The organism is Candidatus Regiella endosymbiont of Tuberolachnus salignus (assembly GCF_964020115.1).
Taxonomy (GTDB): Bacteria; Pseudomonadota; Gammaproteobacteria; order Enterobacterales; family Enterobacteriaceae; genus Regiella; species Regiella insecticola.
The window spans coordinates 640620-660008 of the sequence record NZ_OZ026542.1 but is presented as its reverse complement, the minus strand read 5'-3'; the positions used below and the strand labels follow the sequence as shown (position 1 = coordinate 660008).

Below are 19389 nucleotides of genomic sequence, written 5' to 3'. Positions count from 1 at the left end.
TATCACTGAAGTTAAAGGGATAAGACTGCGGTACTATAAACGGCCATGATGAATCATTATCGATTCGGACCCTGATGAAAGACGCTCGTGAGATTCTCGTTCGCTAAACGGATAATAATATCCAGTACTTTTACAGAAATGCCTCACGGGGGTCTAACCCTTTTACATCAACGCTGACAGTTCAGATAAGATATTTTTACTGCGTCAATTAAATTACTTATTGTAGAACCTGAAGTCATCACCATAAAACAGGGACGCCCAACATAAACGGGCATTTTTGGCTGCGATTGCCACAGCAGTACGCCAGTAACCTCGGCGGTTGATCAGCGAACTCACCCACTGACTGAAAGGATCTTGTTTCTTCTCCACACCAATCATGACAGAACGTGCTCCTTGGACAAGCAAGGTGCGTAAGTAGGCATCACCCGCTTTGGTGATTTTTCCCAGTCTGGATTTTCCCCCACTACTGTACTGTGACGGTGTTAAACCGAGCCAAGCTGCCAACTGACGCCCATTTTTAAAATCATGAGCAGTGCCAATACTAGCAACCAGCGCACTCGCCGTTGTTGGACCCACCCCTTTGAGTTTCATCAGATTTTGGCTGCGGCTATCCTGCTTAGCGATTGTTGCCAGGATGCGATCATACTCAGCAATTTTCAACTCGATGGCATCAATATGTTCTAGCAGAGTATCGATGCACTGCCGGACCCATCCTGGTAGGTTTTCCCTGTGCTCTGCAACCAGGCGGCGTAACGATTCCGTACGTTGTGGTGCAATGAAACCAAATTCAGAGACTAATCCACGAAGACGGTTATAAGATGCAGTCCGCTCTTCAATAAATCCCTGTCGGGTACGGTGCAAGCATTGCATTGACTGTTGTTCTTCATCTTTAACAGGAACAAAACGCATATGTGGCCGACGAACCGCTTCACAAATCGCCAGCGCATCCGCCGCATCATTCTTCCCGGCTTTACCTGCTAAGCGATAAGGAGAAACAAATTTAGGCGCCATGAGTCGGACGTTATGACCATACCGCGTGAATAATCTTGCCCAGTAATGTGCGCCGGAACAGGCCTCCATGCCGATCGTGCAAGGAGGTAAATTAGCAATTAGCTCTGGCAATGCGGTTCGAGGCACTTTAGGCTTAACGAGAACAGGAATACCATTTTTATCAACACCATGAACAGCAAAGACATTTTTAGCAAGGTCTATCCCAACGGTTGTAATAATCATAGTCTTCCCCTATATTCGAATTTTGGTTATCTTCCCCATAATGGCACAAAAGTGCGGACAGTAACCTTAATTTAGGGGAAGTCCCTTTCATTCGCTAAGCCCAATCATCTTCAATATGATAGAACGCGGGTGCACTTTAGGAGAAATTTAACTATGTTATCCAAATACCTTGACCCCAAGAATGATGTAGCCTTCCGAAAAATTTTCGGCACCGAAAAGAACAAAGATATTCTTATGCATTTCTTAAATGATATTTTAGGGTTTTCCGGTAGCAAACAGATAACCTCTGTTACTTTTTTAAGTACGATACAAGACCCCGATATCGCCGCTAAAAAGCAAAGCATCGTTGATGTACTCTGCCAAGATGATGAGGGGGTACGCTACATTATCGAAATGCAGGTTGCCAAGACGAAAGGATTTGAAAAACGGGCGCAATATTATGCGGCGAAAGCCTACTCTCAACAGGCAAACAGGGGTGACGAATATCAGAACCTGAAAGAGATTATCTTTATTGCTATTGCAGATTGTACCTTGTTTCCGGAGAAGACTCAGTATAAATCCGATCACATTATTCTTGATCGTGACAGTGGTGAGCATGATTTAAAAGATTTTTCCTTCACGTTTATAGAATTACCTAAGTTTAAGAAGAGCAACCCGAAAGATCTTGAATCAATAACAGAAAAGTGGTGTTACTTTTTCAAATATGCGGCGGAGACAGGACCTGAATGCCTTAAACACGTGATCGGCAAAGACACTATCATAGAAGATGCCTATGAGCAATTAGACCGTTTTTATTGGACAGAATCTGAGCTGATGAATTACGAACGAGAGCTTAAGCGAGTTCGTGATGAAGCAGCCATACTTGCACAAAAAATAGACGACGCAACTGAAAAAGGTATACAACAGGGCATACAACAAGGTATGCAACAGGGCATACAACAAGGTATGCAACAGGGCATACAACAGGGAAGCAAGGAAACTAAATTTGAAATTGCCAGACAGCTTCTCGGTGACGGACTAGATCGGGCTGTCATTAAAAGATGCACTGGACTGTCTGACGAAGAACTTGACAGCTTGGCCTAAGCAGGGAGCTGAGACGGCATGACCCATTGACATGGGCAAGCCAATAAAAGTCGCTTATTAGCGGAAGCTGGGTTAACTTTTTTACAAGTACAGACAGTGTAATATTCACATATCGAGTAGGGTGAGGCGTTAACGCCTCATCCCTCTCACAGGTAGGGTCGAACAATGGCGCGGTGATCAAATCACGACATTATCTGTGTGATTCATGGACATCGTTTCACTATAATAATCGTTATGAACAGAGAAATTCCGCAACGACTGCAGTGGATAGAACACTATGAGACATTAGGTGATGCGGGGGTAGACAAGTATAAATGCTACTATGCCGTCGTTGCGGAATTTCGCGCCCCACCACATTACGCAAATGGTGGCGTAGATACCAGGAGCGGGGGAGGGTGGGTTAAGTTTGAGCTACTACAAATCAAGTTAAACCTGTCGTGAAATTTCGACGTAAAGCGGACTTCATTCGCGATGAACGTCCTGTTCCAGGTGATGGGGTTCCAGGTGGGTACCTGCGAAATCGGTTCTGGTTTATACTAGTACACGGCCATTGATGACTGTACTCGTTACAGAGTTTTAAGGCTTTATCACCGTCGTACTGCGGCAAACACGCTGGATTTTATAGATTGCGTTGTAGAGGAAATGCCTTTCCCAATACAACGTATTCAAACTGATAGGGGAAGAGAATTTTTTGCCATTAAAGCACAGGAAAAACTAAAAGAATATGGGATTAAATTCCGTCCGAACAAACCGGCATCCCCGCACCTTTAATGGCAAAGTTGAGCGTTCCCAAAAAACAGACAAAGCAGAGTTCTACGCCACGGTGGATCTTACAGCCAGCAACTTGGATGACCTGTTAGCAGAATGGCAGCATTATTATAACTGACAACGTTCTCATAGCGCCCATAACGGAAAAACGCCGATGGAGCGCTATTTTGAACTCTCTGATCAGACTCCGTTCTCAGACGAGGTTATTGCTAATTACTGTCCAGAACAGGAACGCATTCAGGAGCAAAATTACAAGCTCGATCTTGCTCTTCAAAAAGTGAAACGATGTCTATGAATCATACAACCTGACAACTTCACTTCATATCAAAGCTTATGTGACCTATCTAGCTGGAGACACTTTCGGTACCTGGTCATGACAAGTCAGAGGAATCTGGATGCACAACTCAACCCCATTAATCACCACGATAGTTGGCGGCCTGGTGGTCGCCTTTTTCTTAGGAACACTGGCTCATCGCCTGCGCATTTCACCCCTGGTAGGGTACCTTACCGCAGGGGTCTTGGTTGGACCTTTCACGCCAGGTTTCATTGCTGATCTCTCGTTAGCGCCAGAACTGGCAGATATTGGTGTGATTTTGTTAATGTTTGGCGTTGGGCTCCATTTTTCTCTTAACGATCTCCTGGCAGTAAAATCTATCGCCATTCCCGGCGCCATCGCTCAAATTATTGTCGCTACCCTGTTGGGGATCGGTCTGTCGCATTTATTAGGGTGGGATCATGTGACCGGGCTGGTATTCGGCTTATGTTTATCGACGGCCAGCACAGTAGTCTTATTACGCGCTTTGGAAGAACGGCAACTGATTGATAGCCAACGTGGGCAAATAGCTATTGGTTGGTTAATCGTAGAAGATTTGGTTATGGTGCTAACGTTAGTACTACTGCCCGCTTTTTCCGGTGTCTTAGGGAACGAAAATAGCAGTACCCAGCAATTGCTTACCGAATTGGCTATTACCATCGGTAAGGTCATCGCTTTCATCACATTAATGATTGTTGTTGGCCGCCGCCTGGTTCCTTGGATCTTGGTTAAAACTGCGTGCACCGGCTCACGTGAACTGTTCACACTGGCTGTGTTGGTGCTTGCGCTAGGCATTGCCTATGGCGCAGTAGGCCTGTTTGATGTCTCCTTCGCGTTGGGTGCCTTCTTTGCTGGTATGGTATTGAATGAATCTGAACTTAGCCACCGAGCCGCGCAGGATACCTTACCGCTACGTGATGCCTTCGCCGTATTATTTTTTGTCTCGGTTGGCATGCTACTTGACCCGGTAATCTTAGTGCGTGAACCCTTAGCGATTATTGCTGCGTTGAGTATTATCGTATTTGGAAAATCAATTGTAGCATTTATACTTGTTCGTTTATTTGGTCACTCAAAACGCACAGCCCTAACGATTTCGGCGAGTTTAGCGCAAATTGGTGAGTTCGCATTTATTTTAGCAGGATTAGGGGGCTCTCTCGGTTTATTGTCTGAATATGGTCGAAATCTGGTACTGGCCAGTTCGATCCTTTCCATTATGCTCAATCCACTACTCTTTAGTCTATTTGAGCGCTATTTGCGTAATACGGAAACAACGAAAGACCAAATTTTAGAAGAGACCGTTGAAGAAAAAAAAACAGATTTCCCTTAACTTATGCAACCAGGCTGTATTAGTGGGTTATGGCCGCGTGGGCAGTTTGCTGGGGACAAGGCTCAATGCTGAAGGGATATCGCTAATAGTGACTGTTCCCAGGGCGTTTATATGAACGCATCCCAACCACTTAACCAAGGGTTCGAGACTGAAAAGTGAGGTGCGGCTCCTCACAGATTTTCGGCATCATTGTGCCCATACGGGATGCACAGTGCTCTCAGAAACTGGAGGATCCACAAAATGAAATATACACCGGTTGGCGTAGATATCGCAAAACATGTGATTCAGCTCCACTTTATCGACGAGCACAATGGTGAGGTAGTTGACAAGCCGCTCCGTCGCCAGGCCTTTTTAGCGTTTTTCAGTAACCGGGCGCCCTGCCTGATAGGGATGGAAGCGTGTGGTGGTTCTCAGCACTGAGCCCATGAACTGGAAAAGCAGGGGCATAAAGTTCGCCTGCTTCAGGCTCGTTTTGTAAAAGTCTTTCTGATAGGTAACAAGAATGATGTGATGGATGCCCGTGCTATATGGCTCGCAGTGCAACAACCCGGCGAGGCAATTGCAGTAAAAACCGAAGAACAGCAGGCAGTACTGGCACTGCACAGAATACGCCGCCAATTAGTAAAATTTAGAACCGCCCAGATTAATGCTCTGCATGGCATGTTGCTGGAATTCGGCGAAACAATAAGTAAGGGTCGGGCTTCACTGGATAAATCTCTGCCATGGGCGCTGGAGCACCTGAAGGCACGACTGACTCCATACCTTATCACTATGCTGGAAGAACAACACCAGCGACCAGGTGACCTGGATGCTCAGATCGAGGGTATTGAAAAACAGCTGTTAGCTATGGCGAAACAGAATGAAACCTGTAAAAGGTTGCTAGAAATCCCCGGCGTGGAGCCGATTATTTGCTACCGCGGCCATGGCCACGATGGGTGAGGCTTCCGCCTTTAAATCAGGACGTGAGTTCGCAGCCTATGTAGGCCTGGTACCGAAACAGACTGGAACGGGGGGAATCCGGTTACTGGGGATAAGCAAACGCGGGGATACCTATCTGTGAATGCTATTTATCCATGGTGCCCGCGCCGCGGCGTTGCTGGCAAGAATCGGAATAAAACGAACCAAGGGGATGCAAAGATGATATCGCGTTATTGTGCGCTCCATACGCCAAAACTTTGGTTCCCTGCTCCGTTGAGTGAACGCCAGCTTACGGCTCTAGTGCGCCGTCTGAATCATTTAGAAGAAATGAAACGGATGGAATGTAATCGAAAAATGGTTGCTGATGAAATAGTCAAACCTTCTCTGACAGAAAGTATTAGCGCATTAGAAAAACAAATAATCAAGATAAAACAGAAGATTAAAAATCATATCAATGAGACGTCTGAGCTAAAAAAGAACAAACAGTTATTGGAAAGTATCCCCGGGATTGGTGAAATATTAAGTGCTACTTTACTGGCGTTTGTTGGTGACATATCAAAATTCACTAGCAGTAAGCAGGTGGTAGCCTATGCAGGACTAAATCCAAAACTTTGCGAATCTGGCCTATTTAAAGGGCGAAGCCGCCTCTCAAAAGTCGGGTGTACAGAACTCAGAAAAGCGCTATACATGCCTGCCCTTACCTCAATCACTCACAATCCAATAATAAAATCTCAATGGGAACGATTGGTAAAACGGAATAAAGGGGGAAAAGTCGGTGTCTGTGCAGCAATGCGAAAATTGCTCCAATTGGCGTTGTCAACGCTACTTTAGATTGACCACTTTTTGCTACTTTAAAATGTCCAGTTTTTGCTAATTTTCCTGTTGGGTTTCTATTCCAGGCGCCTGGATAATATCAGTCGTTTTTATAGGCAACATGCCTGCTTTGCGTTTATTTTTGAGTCGATAGCTTTCTCCTTTAATATTCAATGTGGTTGAATGATGTAAAAGCCTGTCTAAAATCGCAGTTGCTAAAATGTGATCACCGAATACGTCCCCCCAATCAGTAAAACTTTTATTTGATGTGAGAATGATGCTCGCCTTTTCATAACGACGGCTCAGTAACCTGAAAAATAGGCTAGCTTCTTCGCGATTCATCGGTAAATACCCGATTTCATCCAGTATTAATACCCTGGCATAGCACAGTTGCTGAAGTTGGCGTTCCAGACGGTTTTCTTGCTTTGCCTTCATTAAGGTACAGCAGAGTCTATCCAGAGGCATAAACAATACCCGATGCCCAGCTGTAGCTGCCTTGACAGCCAGCGCTATCGCCAAATGCGTTTTCCCTACCCCAGGTGGGCCTAACAAAATGACGTTTTCATGATGTTCGACAAACCTCAGCCCCGCCAGCTCGCGGATAATTTTCCTGTCTATACTTGGTTGGAAAGTAAAGTCAAATTGCTCCAAGGTTTTTATCCACGGCAAACGTGCTTGTTTTAACCGCGATTCCAAGCCTTTTTGGTGACGCCCGTTCCATTCCTGGGCTAATGCCTGCTGGAGAAATTCACGGTAGTTCAGTGCTTTCTTGGTGGCTTCTTCACATAAACTCTCCAACGCATCGCCCAGGTAATCCATTTTTAACCGTATCAACAAGTTTTCCATTTCCATCAGAGTAGCTCCTCATACACACTGAGCGAACGAGACGCTACTCGATTGACCTGTTGCCAAAGGGCTTGATGATGTTCTGGCACCTTTTGCCAGCCCTGCGTTACCTCCTGCAAGAGATGCGTCGCGAGCAGTTGCTCATCGCCGTAAATACGTAGCGTATTATCTAAACCGATACGAATATTAACCGCACGACCACACCAGAATGAAGGCACGCTATAGCGATTACCTCTGACATCGATATAGCTGTCCCATGCCACTTGTCGTAGGTCGAAGTAGCTGGTATCGAAATCAGTCGCAGGGAGTGGCATCAAGGCTATTTTTTCCTCAGCAAAACGATTTTCCGGTGTCTGCTTGAATTGACGAAGATGACGCTGGTCTGCCACTTTCGCCAGCCACATCGCTAGCAGTTGATTAACATGAGCGAAACTCTCAAACTGACGGTAGCGAGTGAAAAAATTGTGTTTAACATAGCCCACCATCCGTTCGGTTTTGCCTTTCGTTTGCGGTCGATAAGGCTTACAGGCGCGAGGGCTAAACCCATAGTGATTAGCCAGTTGCAGGAAGCCCGCATTGAACTCGATGTGGCCATTTTGTCCATGTTTGATAACAGCGGCTTTTTGGTTATCTACCAAGACATTTTTTACGCTGCCACCGAAGTAATTGAAGCTGCGAACCAGCGATTCATACGTGTGCTCAGCATCTTGCTTAGGGGCAGCAAAGACATGAAAGCGACGCGAAAAACCGAGCGTATTAACGGCAAAATTAACCGTACAGGCAGAGCCTGCCACCTCAACGATGATTTCTCCCCAATCGTGTTGAAGTTGATAACCGGGGAGGGTTTCAAAGCGTACCGTGTTTTTCGAGGCCCTGAGCGGACGTTTGGGATGTATATAACGTCGGAGCATCGCACTCCCACCCCGGTAGCCTTTTTCACGGATTTCCTCAAAAATAACCGCCGCATTCCAAACCTGTTCACTCAACCTTGAATCGATGTAGTCTTTAAAGGGCTCGAGTTTAGCAACCTGTTTTTTACCGCGTTTTGCTGTTGGCGGCGCAGGATAGCTAATGTGCCGTCTCACCGTTTTTTCTGAACACCCTATCTGATGGGCAATATCAACAATAAATGCCCCCTGTTGATGGCGTTGTTTTATCATGTAGTGGTCCTCTCTTCTTAGCATGCTTATTTCCCTCATGGCTTTGTCACCACAAAGGAAACTGCATTCTGGCTTGAGTGGACAAATTAAATTAGCAATTTACGGTCTTTTATCATTAGCGCTGACACAACAGACGTGAGGTGTGTTTATTCACATCTGCAAAAGGTTGGAGATAAGGCAGATGAACCATAACAAAGAATGATTGTTCAAACGGATCGCTGATCTGATTTGCCTTATTCAGCACTTTGTCAAGTATCTCGCTGATTTTTGCGGGTACAGAAAGGGGGCGGTAAACACTCTTGCCAATATCAACAGCATGTTGACGTAACCGGCCTTCGTCAGCAGGGTTTGGCAGCAAATTTTCCGACAACGTACTGTGTAAATTGAGCAAGGTATAACGGTTAAAGCGGATAGTCGCTGCATTATCGACTAACAACTCTATAGCTGCTTTGTGATTCAGGATCATCTGCGTTTCAATGGCCGCTTTACCTTGAGAAACCATGCCCTGTTCGATCAATTGTCGGGTATCCAAACGGGAATAGGTATTTCCTTCCAGATGACTCGATGCCCACGACAAATCGATCAATAAGCGGTTCAGGATCTCACGACCATAAGTTCCAGCAGGGAGTTGAGCTTGTCCGGTATCCCCCATTTTTTTAATTGGCGACACAATGGCTCAGACAGATAGCGTGTTTTATTGGGTTGGTAGCTTTCTAGAAAATCGCGCTGATAGCCTACTGGTGTGCGTATGGTGATGGGACGATCAACATAAGCAAGAATATCTATACTGTCTGCAAAAAGCGGAATATGCTGAGGAAAGATATCATCCGTGTTAACTGCATCGGCTGATTTTATCGGAAAATAGCGTCGTGCACGTCCCTCACCAATGGCAATAATTTGTCCGGCTTCAGTCATTTTAGCAAGCCAGCGTTGGGCGGTGCGGCGTCTGATATCAGGATGGCGAGCCAGTACTTCAGCCAGCGTTAGCCCGGTAGATAACTGAATATTTTGCAAAAGATCAGAGATGGATGACATAGTTACCTTTGGCGCGATTTAAGGATATCAGTGGCGCGATTATGGCGCCATTTTTATAATCGCGCCACATAATTGACCCGTATTATTTTGATGTCATGCCTCAGCTGCCGGAAGACTCTACGCCAAGCTGCATGAGCTGTTCTTGCGGACAGAGTATATTTTGTTGCTTCGTAGATCGCATTGATAGCCACACGACAAAATAAAGCGAAGGCATCAGCATCAACATGACTTGCCAAGAAAGATTTGACTGAAACAACCTGTTTATGATCATTGCCTACCCCCCTTTATTTTTTTCTGTATTTCCAGTGCCCGCTGAGTTAGCGCATCCTGGCTTGCTACCCAAGGTAAACGTTGATCTTCAGTCGCATTGTCATACTCTTTATCGAATTTTTGTTCTGCCTGCCGGTGAGTTGAACCACGGTCTTTTTGATCACTGTTTATACCCCCCTTAGCACTATTAATCTCCCTGTCAGCATGGGCAATATGCTGCTTTCCCTCGCGCATCATCGCGTCGACGCTATGGGTGTTATCAGCGCGAATACCGGCAGCGTCAATCCGTGATTGAATGGCTGCATTCCCTTGCTGATGGGCATTTTCTCCAACCGATGCAGCGGGGTTACTCACATCAGACATCCCGTCCCTCAACTGTGCGCGACTGTTGTTAAAGTGACCGTCGACGCGGGCACGTAACTTATCTTCCATAAATTGACCCGCAAGCGCCTCCCGCTCTGCTCTAACCGTGGGGCTGGCGGTATCCGTTAGTATAGCCTCAGCGCGCGCAGGACTGTGTGACTGAACATAATTCACAAATTCCTGCGTATAATTGCTGTGAGTTTGAGCGCGGGTTGTCTGTGCTGCTGAGGCCATTTGGCTGTACTCGTGGTTGCGATTAAGGCCGGTGGTATATTGTTGATACTGGCTATCCGCGACACTCAAGGTGGTACCTAACTGTTCAATCTGAGCGTTTGCCGTATTATCTGCATGACTCCCTGATTGTGAGGTACGGAAACTTTTGAGCGTCTCCCTGCCCTGACGAAAATCATTGGCTTCCTGGCTGGACTGGTCAATCGAATAATCTTGTGAGCGTGTTGCTTTTTCATCAGTACTACGGGTAGATGCATTGCTCGCGGTACCGCTTACGCCGCCACGAAATTCAACTCCAGCAGCAACCCCTGTCGCCAACCCCGCCACTTTTCCAAAAATATGCCTGTCTGAATTGATATCGACACGTCCCATAGCACTGCCTGAAAGCTCAGCCCTGCGGGACATATTATTTAACTCAGTAAAGGCTTGAGATTCGCTAATATTATTTTTCTCTGCATAGCGCTTGGCTGCTGACAGCATCTGATTAACGGCTTGAGTTTCTGATGTCCCTTGAGCACTGTCAATGCCCCGCGTTACCGTCGCGCTATTCCCCGTTTGCTGTGAAAATTGTTTAGCTTGGCTATAAGCGCTGTTACTGGTGTGATTAAATCCCGCCAACGCGCTTTCAGCCTGGATCTGGCTTTCTCGCGCTAACCGTTGTGCCGTGCTGCTTTCTGTGCGGCCAAAGTGAATGTCCATCGGCAGCTTGGATAGGGCGGGAGTGGTGTTGTACACCCTCTGTCCACTCCCCGTTTGCGTCACCAATGCCCCACTGCCTACCTGGGAGGTCATCTGACCCTGCGAAAAGGCGCTGTTGGTATCCCATTTGTGCCCTTGTACATTGTCTGTTTGCAGGTTGTTCAGTGACCAGGTGCCATCCACGGCCTGAGAGGATGATTGGGTTGCTGCACTTTGCATCGCCGAGCCCAAATAACTCCCCGCCTGAGAAACCGCACTCCCCAATCCTTTAACAATACCGTAAGCCAGGAACGGGATAGACAGCGCCAACCAACCGGCGGTGGTGCCAATATCGGAATACTGTTGTTGAACCAGCGAGAGGTTTGAAAGCGTAACAGGTGTCCCTGTAGTACGGGTTTTTAGATAAAAATTCATCGCGTTATTCATAATGGCAAATAACAGCGGCCAACTTTGTAAGTACGCCAGGGTAAACACGTATCCTTTAAGCACCTCCAACGATAATAAGCTAATTAATGCCAACACAATGATAATCGGGAATAAACCCATCAGTACCCCCGTCAGCACCGTTTGCATAATGGGCAACTGCCGCATGGCAATGTTGGCTCCCGTTGCTTGTGACATACGCATTTTTGCATAAGAGGATTCGGTAGCGAGGTTCACCAAACTGGCCGCATCACCACTGCGAGCCGCATAACCGACAATCCCTTTACGCAACGCACTTAAGGTAACATTACGTTTCATCATCACACTGGCGCTTTGGCTGTTACCATAGAAATAACGGTAGCTGTCTCCCATTAATTCACCGAATAAAACGGTGGCGTTCGGACGCCCTCCCAGGATCTGGCGTACATAATAATTCCAGGTTTTCCCACCGGGGGTAGTATCTCGCCCCAAGGCATTTTGTAGCTGTGCCGCCGCCCATTGGCACGTTTGGAATTGACCATTGTCATCAAATAGGCCGCGCAAAGGGCTCGGTCTACTGAAAATCAAACGGTAGGGATCTTCACTGTTCATTAAATCATCCAGGCTGTATTTGTGGTTCAACAACATGTCACCGACCACACAATTTTGCACATAATCTGAGAACAATCCTGAAATTTGCGGGTGGGTTGACATAAAGTCAGTACTTTTCCCCATCAGATCAGCACCAAACAACATGCCGGTTTTACTGTAGGTCAACGCATCCGGTTGATGGAACACCGTTTCGTACCCTTCAACCAAAGCATGACCCACTGTTGTGATCAATGAGGCAGGCAACACCAATCCGACCGGCACATTATCGACCTGATAGACCGTCATCGGGTGCGAGCTATCGATAATCTGTACCGGTAGTCTGATAGCAATCAGCACACCCGACACCAGCGTATAAATGCCTGCCCATTTGAGCAGCGTCATCATATCGTGCCCTTTAATGTAAGCCATTGCTGCCACTACAACCGATAAAATCGTCGCCATACTCAGCAGGGCTTGCCAGTTACTTGATGTGGTAAACGCGGCTATCGCATTGAGAGAATCACGAAACCAGGCACCCCCGGTGAGGGTATAAATGACATTCATGTTAGTGGCCTCCGAACCGGTAGTTACTCTGGTAACGATTAAGTAAACGGCTAGAAACCTGCTGACGCATATAACTCATTTGACGATCAACCACCATCAAGGCATCCTGCTGGATCTGTACCCGAGATTGGAGCCGCGCCATATTCTGGCTGGCCTGGTGTAAGCTGGCTTGCAGTTGCTCTACCGCCGGCGCGGGGTAGTGATTGCTTCCCAACATCACCCGTGCCTGTTGTATCAACTCCTGCATGTACTGCATCAAAATGTCATAACCGATGTAGTCTGAAAGCTGATACAACAACGCATTGGCAACGCCCAGGGATTGCGGATCAACCAGGTATTTCAGTACGGGTACGGCGGTGGAAGCAATGAAACCTTTTTCCTGTGGCGTCAGTGGGGTATCGGTGATGGCTTTATTCTGAATGCTACTTAACAGCTTTTTAACCTGCCCATTCATCGCCTGGTGTGGGCTGATCGAGACAGGGGTTAAGGTAGGGTTTAAGCAGGCATCGAGGGTGTCGCAAGTATAAATTTTTGCGCTACCGCCATTCATCATCGCTTTGATAATATCTTCGTTGGTGGTTAACGGCACCAGCGTTTTTATTTTCCCCTGACTGTCGAAAACCAGCGTACCCGTCAAGCTCATGGCAAATTCTTTCAATTCTTTGTTATTGTCGAACAGGCGGTTTTTACTTAACGACTGCCACATCAGATTTTTATTTTTCAATACCTGATCTTTCATCGAAGCACCCGCTTTATCGGTCACGCGGTTATAACTGCCGCCCAGTGTGCAACCTTGACGCGAAGCCGCCCAGTCAGCAAAAAGATGGCTCTCACCCGCGATGTCTTGGCAAACCTTTTGTTGTGATACCGCCGTGCGTGGCCATAGTCCACCGACAATCCCTTGCGCCGCCTGACAACTGGACATATTAGTATTGTTCACCTCTGAGGCGAGTTTCTGCAAAAAGTCCTTGGCCTGCTTCATTTCTGGCACCGTGGTTTGCAACGCCAGATCAAAAAAGTAACCGGCCGCATTACCCATGATTTGTTTGACAAAGCGTTGTAACTGTTCCCCATTGATATGGGAAAACGCGCCAAGATACGCATCGATGCCCCCGCATCCGGCGTTGAGCGCAGGCACAGTAATAGAAACCATTTGCACCTGTTTAACGGCAGTGCGCATGTAAAGAGAACCGCCGCTAGCATAACCCGCCGCCTGTCCTTGCCATACTTGCGGCATCGAGGTGTTGCTGGCAAAGCCCAGTTGGTCAAAAAACGCATTCAAGTCACCATTAACATCCGCGTGCACGGCACAGCGGGTAGCCACAACCCATAAGGTTAGCCCTATCAATACCTGTTTTAATGATTTCATTATTTCATGCCTTTATTTAACGCCATCTGAAAAACGTCATCCAGACGGGCAACCAGCCCTGGCCTATCTACCGCCCCTTGCATTAAAGGAAAGGTTTCCATCGTATTCACGTTCACTAAAAAGGTGGTGGGTGTCGCAATCGGCATGCCCTGTTGAAAAAATTCAGCCATCACCGCGGGCGGGACGGGCAAAGCATGGGGATAAGCCGCATCACCTTGTCCATCTAAACTGTACGGAAAAACAGATAAGCCGGATTCGGCTGAAAACTGTCGAAGCATCGGATCAAAATGCTGGCAATACACGCAAGCTGACTGCATAAATAGCACCAGCTTCCAGTGATTCAGGTTAACCTGGCGACCGTTCGATAAACGGAACCAACGGGCTACCACAGGTTTATCTTTCTCTCGAGCCGCCTGCATTTTTAGCGCATCCAGCGCTGCAATGTCATCCCACGTCGACGCATGAACCCCGCCGGTTAACAACAAAGCCAGCATCAAGAAACATTTCATTAGCATCCCTTCCTTAAAAATGGGGTTTAAAACCCGTGGCAACCGCCAGAAATTGCCGCGCCAGCGCATCTTGCGTCATAAAACCATACGCCAGAGGCTGATAACGTTGATCTTTAGGATCGACTAAAAATAGGGCAGGGAAATGGGCGATCCCCATACGCCGACTGTGACCCCTATCCAAACGGCTACGCGGCAAGGCAGGGTTAATCACACCATCTACCGAGACGGGAACGACGGCCAGTCGATTTTCCTGCACAAAATTTTTTATCACCCTGGCCATTTGACCATCGAGCGCTTGCTTGCCTCGGTAAAAGAAAAACACACCATAACGTGAAGCCAATGTTGAGATAGCTGCTTTTTCTTTTTCACGATCACGGGCTAACTGGGTTTTCACTGTGCCGTTGTAGTGACTGTATTGCAGGTTGTAATCCAGATCGGGGTATTTCAACATCGCTTGTTTCGCCATTTGACTGAACTCACCGGCTTTCGCTGTCCAAAAATTCTGCCATGTCATGTAATGCCTAAAATTCTCCGGCGTCGGGTATAAAATCGCCGTATCCAACGCGACTTGGGTGGCTTGCTGTAACCGCTTTTTTTGCTGAGAGGGTGTCAACAGGGGGCGATTCGACTCAAATTCAACCTCATTGTCCTGTGCTTCGTTATACCAGTGCCATCCTTGCGGGGTATGCCTATCAAAATGTTGAATTTCAGCGATCTGTGCCAATAGAGGATAACTTAGCGTGCTCAGTACTAATGACAGAATTAATGTTTGACAGCGCATCATTTTCCTCCCGTGCTACGGCGATTAATCTGATGCTGCATGTGTTGTTGAACCCGTTGCATAAGCGGGTTATCTTCGGGAATGTTTGAACCTTTTTGCAGATCCGCATAGAAATGACTGAAATCCAGATTATCAAAACGAATACGTTGTAATTCATTGGCACTAATACCGCGGCAATCTGGCGATTTAGCCTCACCAAATCCGATACCTAACTGCCATTGGCGGCCTTGCTGCTGAACAATTTGCGCTAATGTAGAGTCAAACAGGCAGTAGCTGCGTTTTTTTTCCAGGCATACGCCAAGGACTTTTTTACTGCAATATTCACCCACATCCACAGTGAGCCTACGTGCTTTAGCCTGGCCTAATGCTTTTTCTTCACTGCTGCAATGCGCTAAACCGAGATCATTGCCCCAACCCGTATCCTGACAACAGTTGTTAAAACCCACCGCAAACTTCTTGCACGATTGCGGCCTACCGGTAAACGCCTTGATATCTGTACTGTTTGAGGTGGCGACATCTTTGCCTGCCGCCGCCACCGCCGCTAATTCTGCAACCGCTTGCTGAAACAGCGTATTTTTAGCTGCCGCGGATTGAGCACAACGGCCATCCTGACAAAAAAATTGGCCGCCACATAACATGCCTGTCCGCGCGGTTTTATGCTCACAAGAATAAGTCAGGTTTTCGTGCAGACAAAAGCCGTCAAGACGGTAGTCACATTGGCGCGTAGCAAGCGTGCAGGCAGAATTGTTAACATACTCGGCGCACGTCCCGTGCGTCGCAGCTTGAGTGATATAGCTATCGCGATAAGCCCAGCAGTCGCTGGAAAGGGTATAAGCCTTGCCTTCCCTGTGCAGCGTGCGATCACCCCCCTTCTCGATACACTCGGTTTTGCTTAACGCCCCCTCCAACTTGCTGAAGGGGCAGTGTTCTGACCAGGCAATACGGGGAGTAAAAACAGGATGATCCGCTTTAATGGTGAGCGTTATGGTGACGGGTAGAGGGATCGTAAACAAAAACATATCATTATAGCGGTACTGTGAGTGTACTATTTCAAATGGCTTTCCCGCCTGCAATTTTGTCACCGTTGGCCAAAATGGTTCGTTAGCACTACCCCAGGTTCGGTAAATAAAGGAGGTTCCCAACAGCTTTATTGTCAGTACAAAATTGCTAGCCCAATTTTCATAGCGGTACCTCGCTTCGATGATGTCTCCTGTCACATCAGGTGTGATCACAGCGTGAACCTTTCTATTTTTAGGGTAAAAAGGGAGGTTTTCAAGGTTGTAAGAGCGCGTAACCACCTTAACACGGTTTGTCCACTCCCCGGTGATGGTAGCTTTCCGGCTACAGGCCTGCTCAACCCGTGTATCTCTGCTACAAACATGCTGGGTGAATTCGGTGTGAGAAACGCTTTGCATCTGACAACCGTCAAAACGCCCGTCTGTCACTTGCTCAGCGGTATTTTGTGCCGCTTTGCCCGCAGAGATAAAAGGCGCCTCCATTGAGAGCTTTTCTTTTGGATTATTGAGCAAAGAAGCGGTAATTGCTTTGCCAACATCCGATCCCGTTAACGCGGCATTACCTTGTAAGGCGAGATCCGCACCTGGTGACGTCACACCGCCGTAATGGTTTTTTTCCGGTGCCTCTGGGGTGTAATAAGGTAACACCGCATTGGGCTTAAACGCTTGCATGGCAGCGGTACCTTGATTTTGTACCTGACGAGCATAATCTGCCCCCTGGTTATACTGATCATTGGCTTGACTAGTAAAGGAAAACACCCAGCAAATCATCGTGATCCCCCTATGCCATGCTGTTCTGCCGCTTTTTTTCATCGATCAACCGCCGTTTTTAACAAAGCCTGTGCGGTTTGGGCGCATTGATTCGATTCAGCCACCTTTTTCAGCGCCGCGGTTAGGCGAATATTGCCTGACACACGATCAAAATGTGCCTTACAGGTGACAACCAGTGTCGGTACGGCGGTGATACCGTAGGTGCGAAATGACATCGGATCGATTGGACTGACTAGCAATAAAATTAACATATTATGTACTAAACGAGTTGCTTAATGATATTATCCGATAATGACTACATTTGGCATGAGAAAATCTCCACAAATAATAACGATAAATGGAGCCCTGCTACTTTACCGGGAGGATAATGCTTACATTGAGGTATGATGGTGGACAGGTTTGTTTTAGACGTGATTAATGCTCCTTAGTGAAACGATGTTTTGTTATGAAATAGTGATGTAGGCTTGGTTAATCCAGGGGAATCGCATCAAAATTGTAATTTATTGATTATTATAATAATTTCCATATCCTTAGGAAGCGTAAAATAAAAATAACTGTTTGATTTTGCAAATGTTATTAATTTTGATGTGATTGCCCTGTGGTTACTCATTGAACCTTTGCAGGTTGGCGGGCTTATCGATTAAACTAGAGCAAACACATAAGGGGAACGTCTCAATGAACCAAGCTACATTTGTTGATACCCATAAAATTTTTAAAAAACTTGAAAAAACGGGGATTTCGACTAATCAGGCTGAGGCTTTTTCAGAAATCTTTCGTGAGTCGCACGAGGCTGTTGATGTCGCTACCCGACGTGACCTTGAAGACGTGCGTAAAGAGCTGTCTGGTGATATTGCCGAAGTCAAGCGTGATATTATTGATGTACGCAAGGATATGGAATTTCGCTTCGAGAAAACCGATGCCCAGATAGCCGATGTCCGTAAAGATATGAAGGCACGTTTCGAGAAAACCGATGCCCAGATAGCCGATGTCCGTAAAGATATGGAGGCACGTTTCGAGAAAACCGATGCCCAAATAGCCGATGTCCGTAAAGATATGGCAGCACGTTTCGAGAAAACTGATGCCCAGATAGCCGATGTCCGCAAAGATTTCATGACTGAAATGTCCCTGATGCGTAAGGATATCGAAAAGAGTGGCATGCAAACAACCATCAAGCTCGGTGGTATGTTAGTGGTTGCTGTTGGTGTGATTCTTACCGTCCTTAAAATGCCCTTTTGATCCTATGTGGGTCGTTAGCTTAGTTGGTAGAGCAAGTGCACTCATCCTTTGGTCGCAGGTTTGAACCTCGCACGCCCCACCCTCTTTCGATTTTAGAATAGCGTTCTGGTTTTATCCCATAGCCGACTCGATATTTCTCATGCATACGTTAGCGTATCTGCTCGTACTGAAAAGTCATACCGTCCCCGCAAAGCGGGGAGCTTGACGGTTTTGAGCAGCCCCTAGGGCTGCCATTCATGAACGTTTGGTATTAAATTTTAAAAATCACCTCTCTCATCAGCCCCTTTTGTATCGAGTTGCTCTTGATTCCGGATGTATTCTTTTATTTTCGCTTCTTCAAAACCAACTGTGGAAACCGCATAACCACGAGCCCAGAAACGCTCTCCATTGAAATTCCTTTTTCTTCCACCAAATTGCCTTGCTACCGCAATTGCACTCTTGCCCTTTATATACCCGATAACCTCTGCTACTGAATACTTTGGCGGAATCGCAATCAGCATGTGGACATGATCCTGCACCATGTGTCCTTCCAGTATCCTGCAACTTCTGTGCTTCCCTAAATCATGGAATAACGGCTCAAGAAATTGCCGTATCTTACCGTATAACATTTTCTTCCTGTACTTCCGTACAAAAATAAGATGGTATTTGCAGTCCCATTTTGAGTGACTTAAACTCTCGTACGATGATGTTGTCATTTCATTTCTCCTGTGTAACCGTCAAGCTCACAGGCTTATTTTGACAACATCATCACTAAATCTAAAGGCCTAGCCTTGAGCGTCTCACTGGTCAAACCAGTGGCTTACCTATCTAAAGTTACCGATAATTATGGTGTCATTCGAGCAACTATTATGGTGTGAATAGACGATCATATTCATCGATAGTTTTTTCTATCTTCTCGATCCTGGAATTCAGGTATTAAAAAAGCCGACCGAAGCCAGCTTTTTGAAAGTGAATTGCCTTTTAAACCATAAGCATGTTGCCGAATAATAAAAGTATATTTTTTAACCTATTCTGCTTATACTGATCATTGGCTTGACTACTGACAGCAAATACCCAGCAAATCATCCTGATCCCCCTATACCACCTTGTTC

The 19389-nt window shown here is 46.6% G+C and carries 16 protein-coding genes and 3 pseudogenes; 6 read left to right on the top strand and 13 right to left on the bottom strand.

What is annotated here, in order from left to right:
• Positions 1–213: 213 nt before the first annotated feature.
• Complete coding sequence (locus AACL30_RS03335) at positions 214–1233, bottom strand: IS110 family transposase (RefSeq protein WP_339057811.1); 1020 nt, start codon at positions 1231–1233, stop codon at positions 214–216.
• Positions 1234–1386: 153 nt separating this feature from the next.
• On the opposite strand from AACL30_RS03335, the gene AACL30_RS03330 reads away from it, so the two are divergent.
• The 5 genes and pseudogenes from AACL30_RS03330 to AACL30_RS03310 all read left to right on the top strand — a co-directional run bounded on the left by AACL30_RS03330 (position 1387) and on the right by AACL30_RS03310 (position 6473).
• Positions 1387–2316 (top strand): Rpn family recombination-promoting nuclease/putative transposase, encoded by a 930-nt coding sequence (locus AACL30_RS03330; RefSeq protein WP_176488051.1) that lies wholly within the window; start codon positions 1387–1389, stop codon positions 2314–2316.
• A gap of 234 nt (positions 2317–2550) precedes the next feature.
• A pseudogene (locus tag AACL30_RS03325) lies at positions 2551–3379 on the top strand (integrase core domain-containing protein).
• A gap of 100 nt (positions 3380–3479) precedes the next feature.
• Positions 3480–4815 (top strand): annotated as a pseudogene (gene ybaL, locus AACL30_RS03320) (YbaL family putative K(+) efflux transporter); the annotation flags it as partial.
• A gap of 149 nt (positions 4816–4964) precedes the next feature.
• Positions 4965–5781 (top strand): annotated as a pseudogene (locus tag AACL30_RS03315) (IS110 family transposase); the annotation flags it as partial.
• Positions 5781–6473 (top strand): transposase, encoded by a 693-nt coding sequence (locus AACL30_RS03310; RefSeq protein WP_339057810.1) that lies wholly within the window; start codon positions 5781–5783, stop codon positions 6471–6473. The pseudogene AACL30_RS03315 and the gene AACL30_RS03310, both read left to right, overlap by 1 nt.
• 39 nt (positions 6474–6512) lie before the next feature.
• On the opposite strand, the gene istB is transcribed toward AACL30_RS03310, so the two are convergent.
• The 11 genes from istB to AACL30_RS03255 form a co-directional block, all read right to left on the bottom strand.
• Positions 6513–7310, bottom strand: coding sequence for an IS21-like element helper ATPase IstB (gene istB, locus AACL30_RS03305; protein WP_339058365.1), 798 nt, complete (start codon positions 7308–7310; stop codon positions 6513–6515).
• The gene (gene istA / locus AACL30_RS03300) at positions 7307–8485 is read right to left on the bottom strand and encodes an IS21 family transposase (protein ID WP_339056344.1); all 1179 of its coding nucleotides are present in this window, start codon (positions 8483–8485) and stop codon (positions 7307–7309) included. The genes istB and istA overlap by 4 nt, the downstream gene beginning before the upstream one ends.
• A gap of 91 nt (positions 8486–8576) precedes the next feature.
• Complete coding sequence (locus AACL30_RS03295) at positions 8577–9131, bottom strand: Fic family protein (RefSeq protein ID WP_339057809.1); 555 nt, start codon at positions 9129–9131, stop codon at positions 8577–8579.
• Positions 9056–9496, bottom strand: a complete 441-nt coding sequence (locus AACL30_RS03290) for a hypothetical protein (protein WP_339057808.1) — start codon at positions 9494–9496, stop codon at positions 9056–9058. The genes AACL30_RS03295 and AACL30_RS03290 overlap by 76 nt, the downstream gene beginning before the upstream one ends.
• 100 nt (positions 9497–9596) lie before the next feature.
• Positions 9597–9767, bottom strand: a complete 171-nt coding sequence (locus AACL30_RS03285; RefSeq protein ID WP_339057807.1) for a hypothetical protein — start codon at positions 9765–9767, stop codon at positions 9597–9599.
• Positions 9764–12616 carry a conjugal transfer mating-pair stabilization protein TraG gene (gene traG / locus AACL30_RS03280; RefSeq protein ID WP_339057806.1) on the bottom strand — a complete coding sequence of 951 codons (2853 nt, stop codon included), beginning with the start codon at positions 12614–12616 and terminating at the stop codon, positions 9764–9766. Before traG ends, AACL30_RS03285 begins: the two co-directional genes overlap by 4 nt.
• A 1-nt stretch (position 12617) precedes the next feature.
• Positions 12618–13985 (bottom strand): conjugal transfer pilus assembly protein TraH, encoded by a 1368-nt coding sequence (gene traH / locus AACL30_RS03275; protein ID WP_339057805.1) that lies wholly within the window; start codon positions 13983–13985, stop codon positions 12618–12620.
• On the bottom strand, positions 13985–14500 hold the full coding sequence (gene trbB, locus AACL30_RS03270; RefSeq protein WP_422389570.1) for a type-F conjugative transfer system pilin assembly thiol-disulfide isomerase TrbB: 516 nt from the start codon (positions 14498–14500) through the stop codon (positions 13985–13987). Before trbB ends, traH begins: the two co-directional genes overlap by 1 nt.
• 7 nt (positions 14501–14507) lie before the next feature.
• Positions 14508–15275, bottom strand: a complete 768-nt coding sequence (gene traF / locus AACL30_RS03265) for a type-F conjugative transfer system pilin assembly protein TraF (protein WP_422389590.1) — start codon at positions 15273–15275, stop codon at positions 14508–14510.
• On the bottom strand, positions 15275–17104 hold the full coding sequence (traN, locus tag AACL30_RS03260; RefSeq protein WP_339057802.1) for a type-F conjugative transfer system mating-pair stabilization protein TraN: 1830 nt from the start codon (positions 17102–17104) through the stop codon (positions 15275–15277). Before traN ends, traF begins: the two co-directional genes overlap by 1 nt.
• Positions 17101–17313 carry a hypothetical protein gene (locus AACL30_RS03255; protein WP_339057801.1) on the bottom strand — a complete coding sequence of 71 codons (213 nt, stop codon included), beginning with the start codon at positions 17311–17313 and terminating at the stop codon, positions 17101–17103. The genes traN and AACL30_RS03255 overlap by 4 nt, the downstream gene beginning before the upstream one ends.
• Positions 17314–17737: 424 nt before the next feature.
• On the opposite strand from AACL30_RS03255, the gene AACL30_RS03250 reads away from it, so the two are divergent.
• Positions 17738–18298 carry a coiled-coil domain-containing protein gene (locus tag AACL30_RS03250; RefSeq protein ID WP_339057800.1) on the top strand — a complete coding sequence of 187 codons (561 nt, stop codon included), beginning with the start codon at positions 17738–17740 and terminating at the stop codon, positions 18296–18298.
• 257 nt (positions 18299–18555) lie between these two features.
• Here the strand turns inward: AACL30_RS03250 and tnpA are convergent, their stop codons facing one another.
• A complete protein-coding gene (gene tnpA / locus AACL30_RS03245; protein WP_339057799.1) occupies positions 18556–18993 on the bottom strand; it encodes an IS200/IS605 family transposase in 438 nt (145 codons plus the stop codon).
• Positions 18994–19389: the final 396 nt, after the last annotated feature.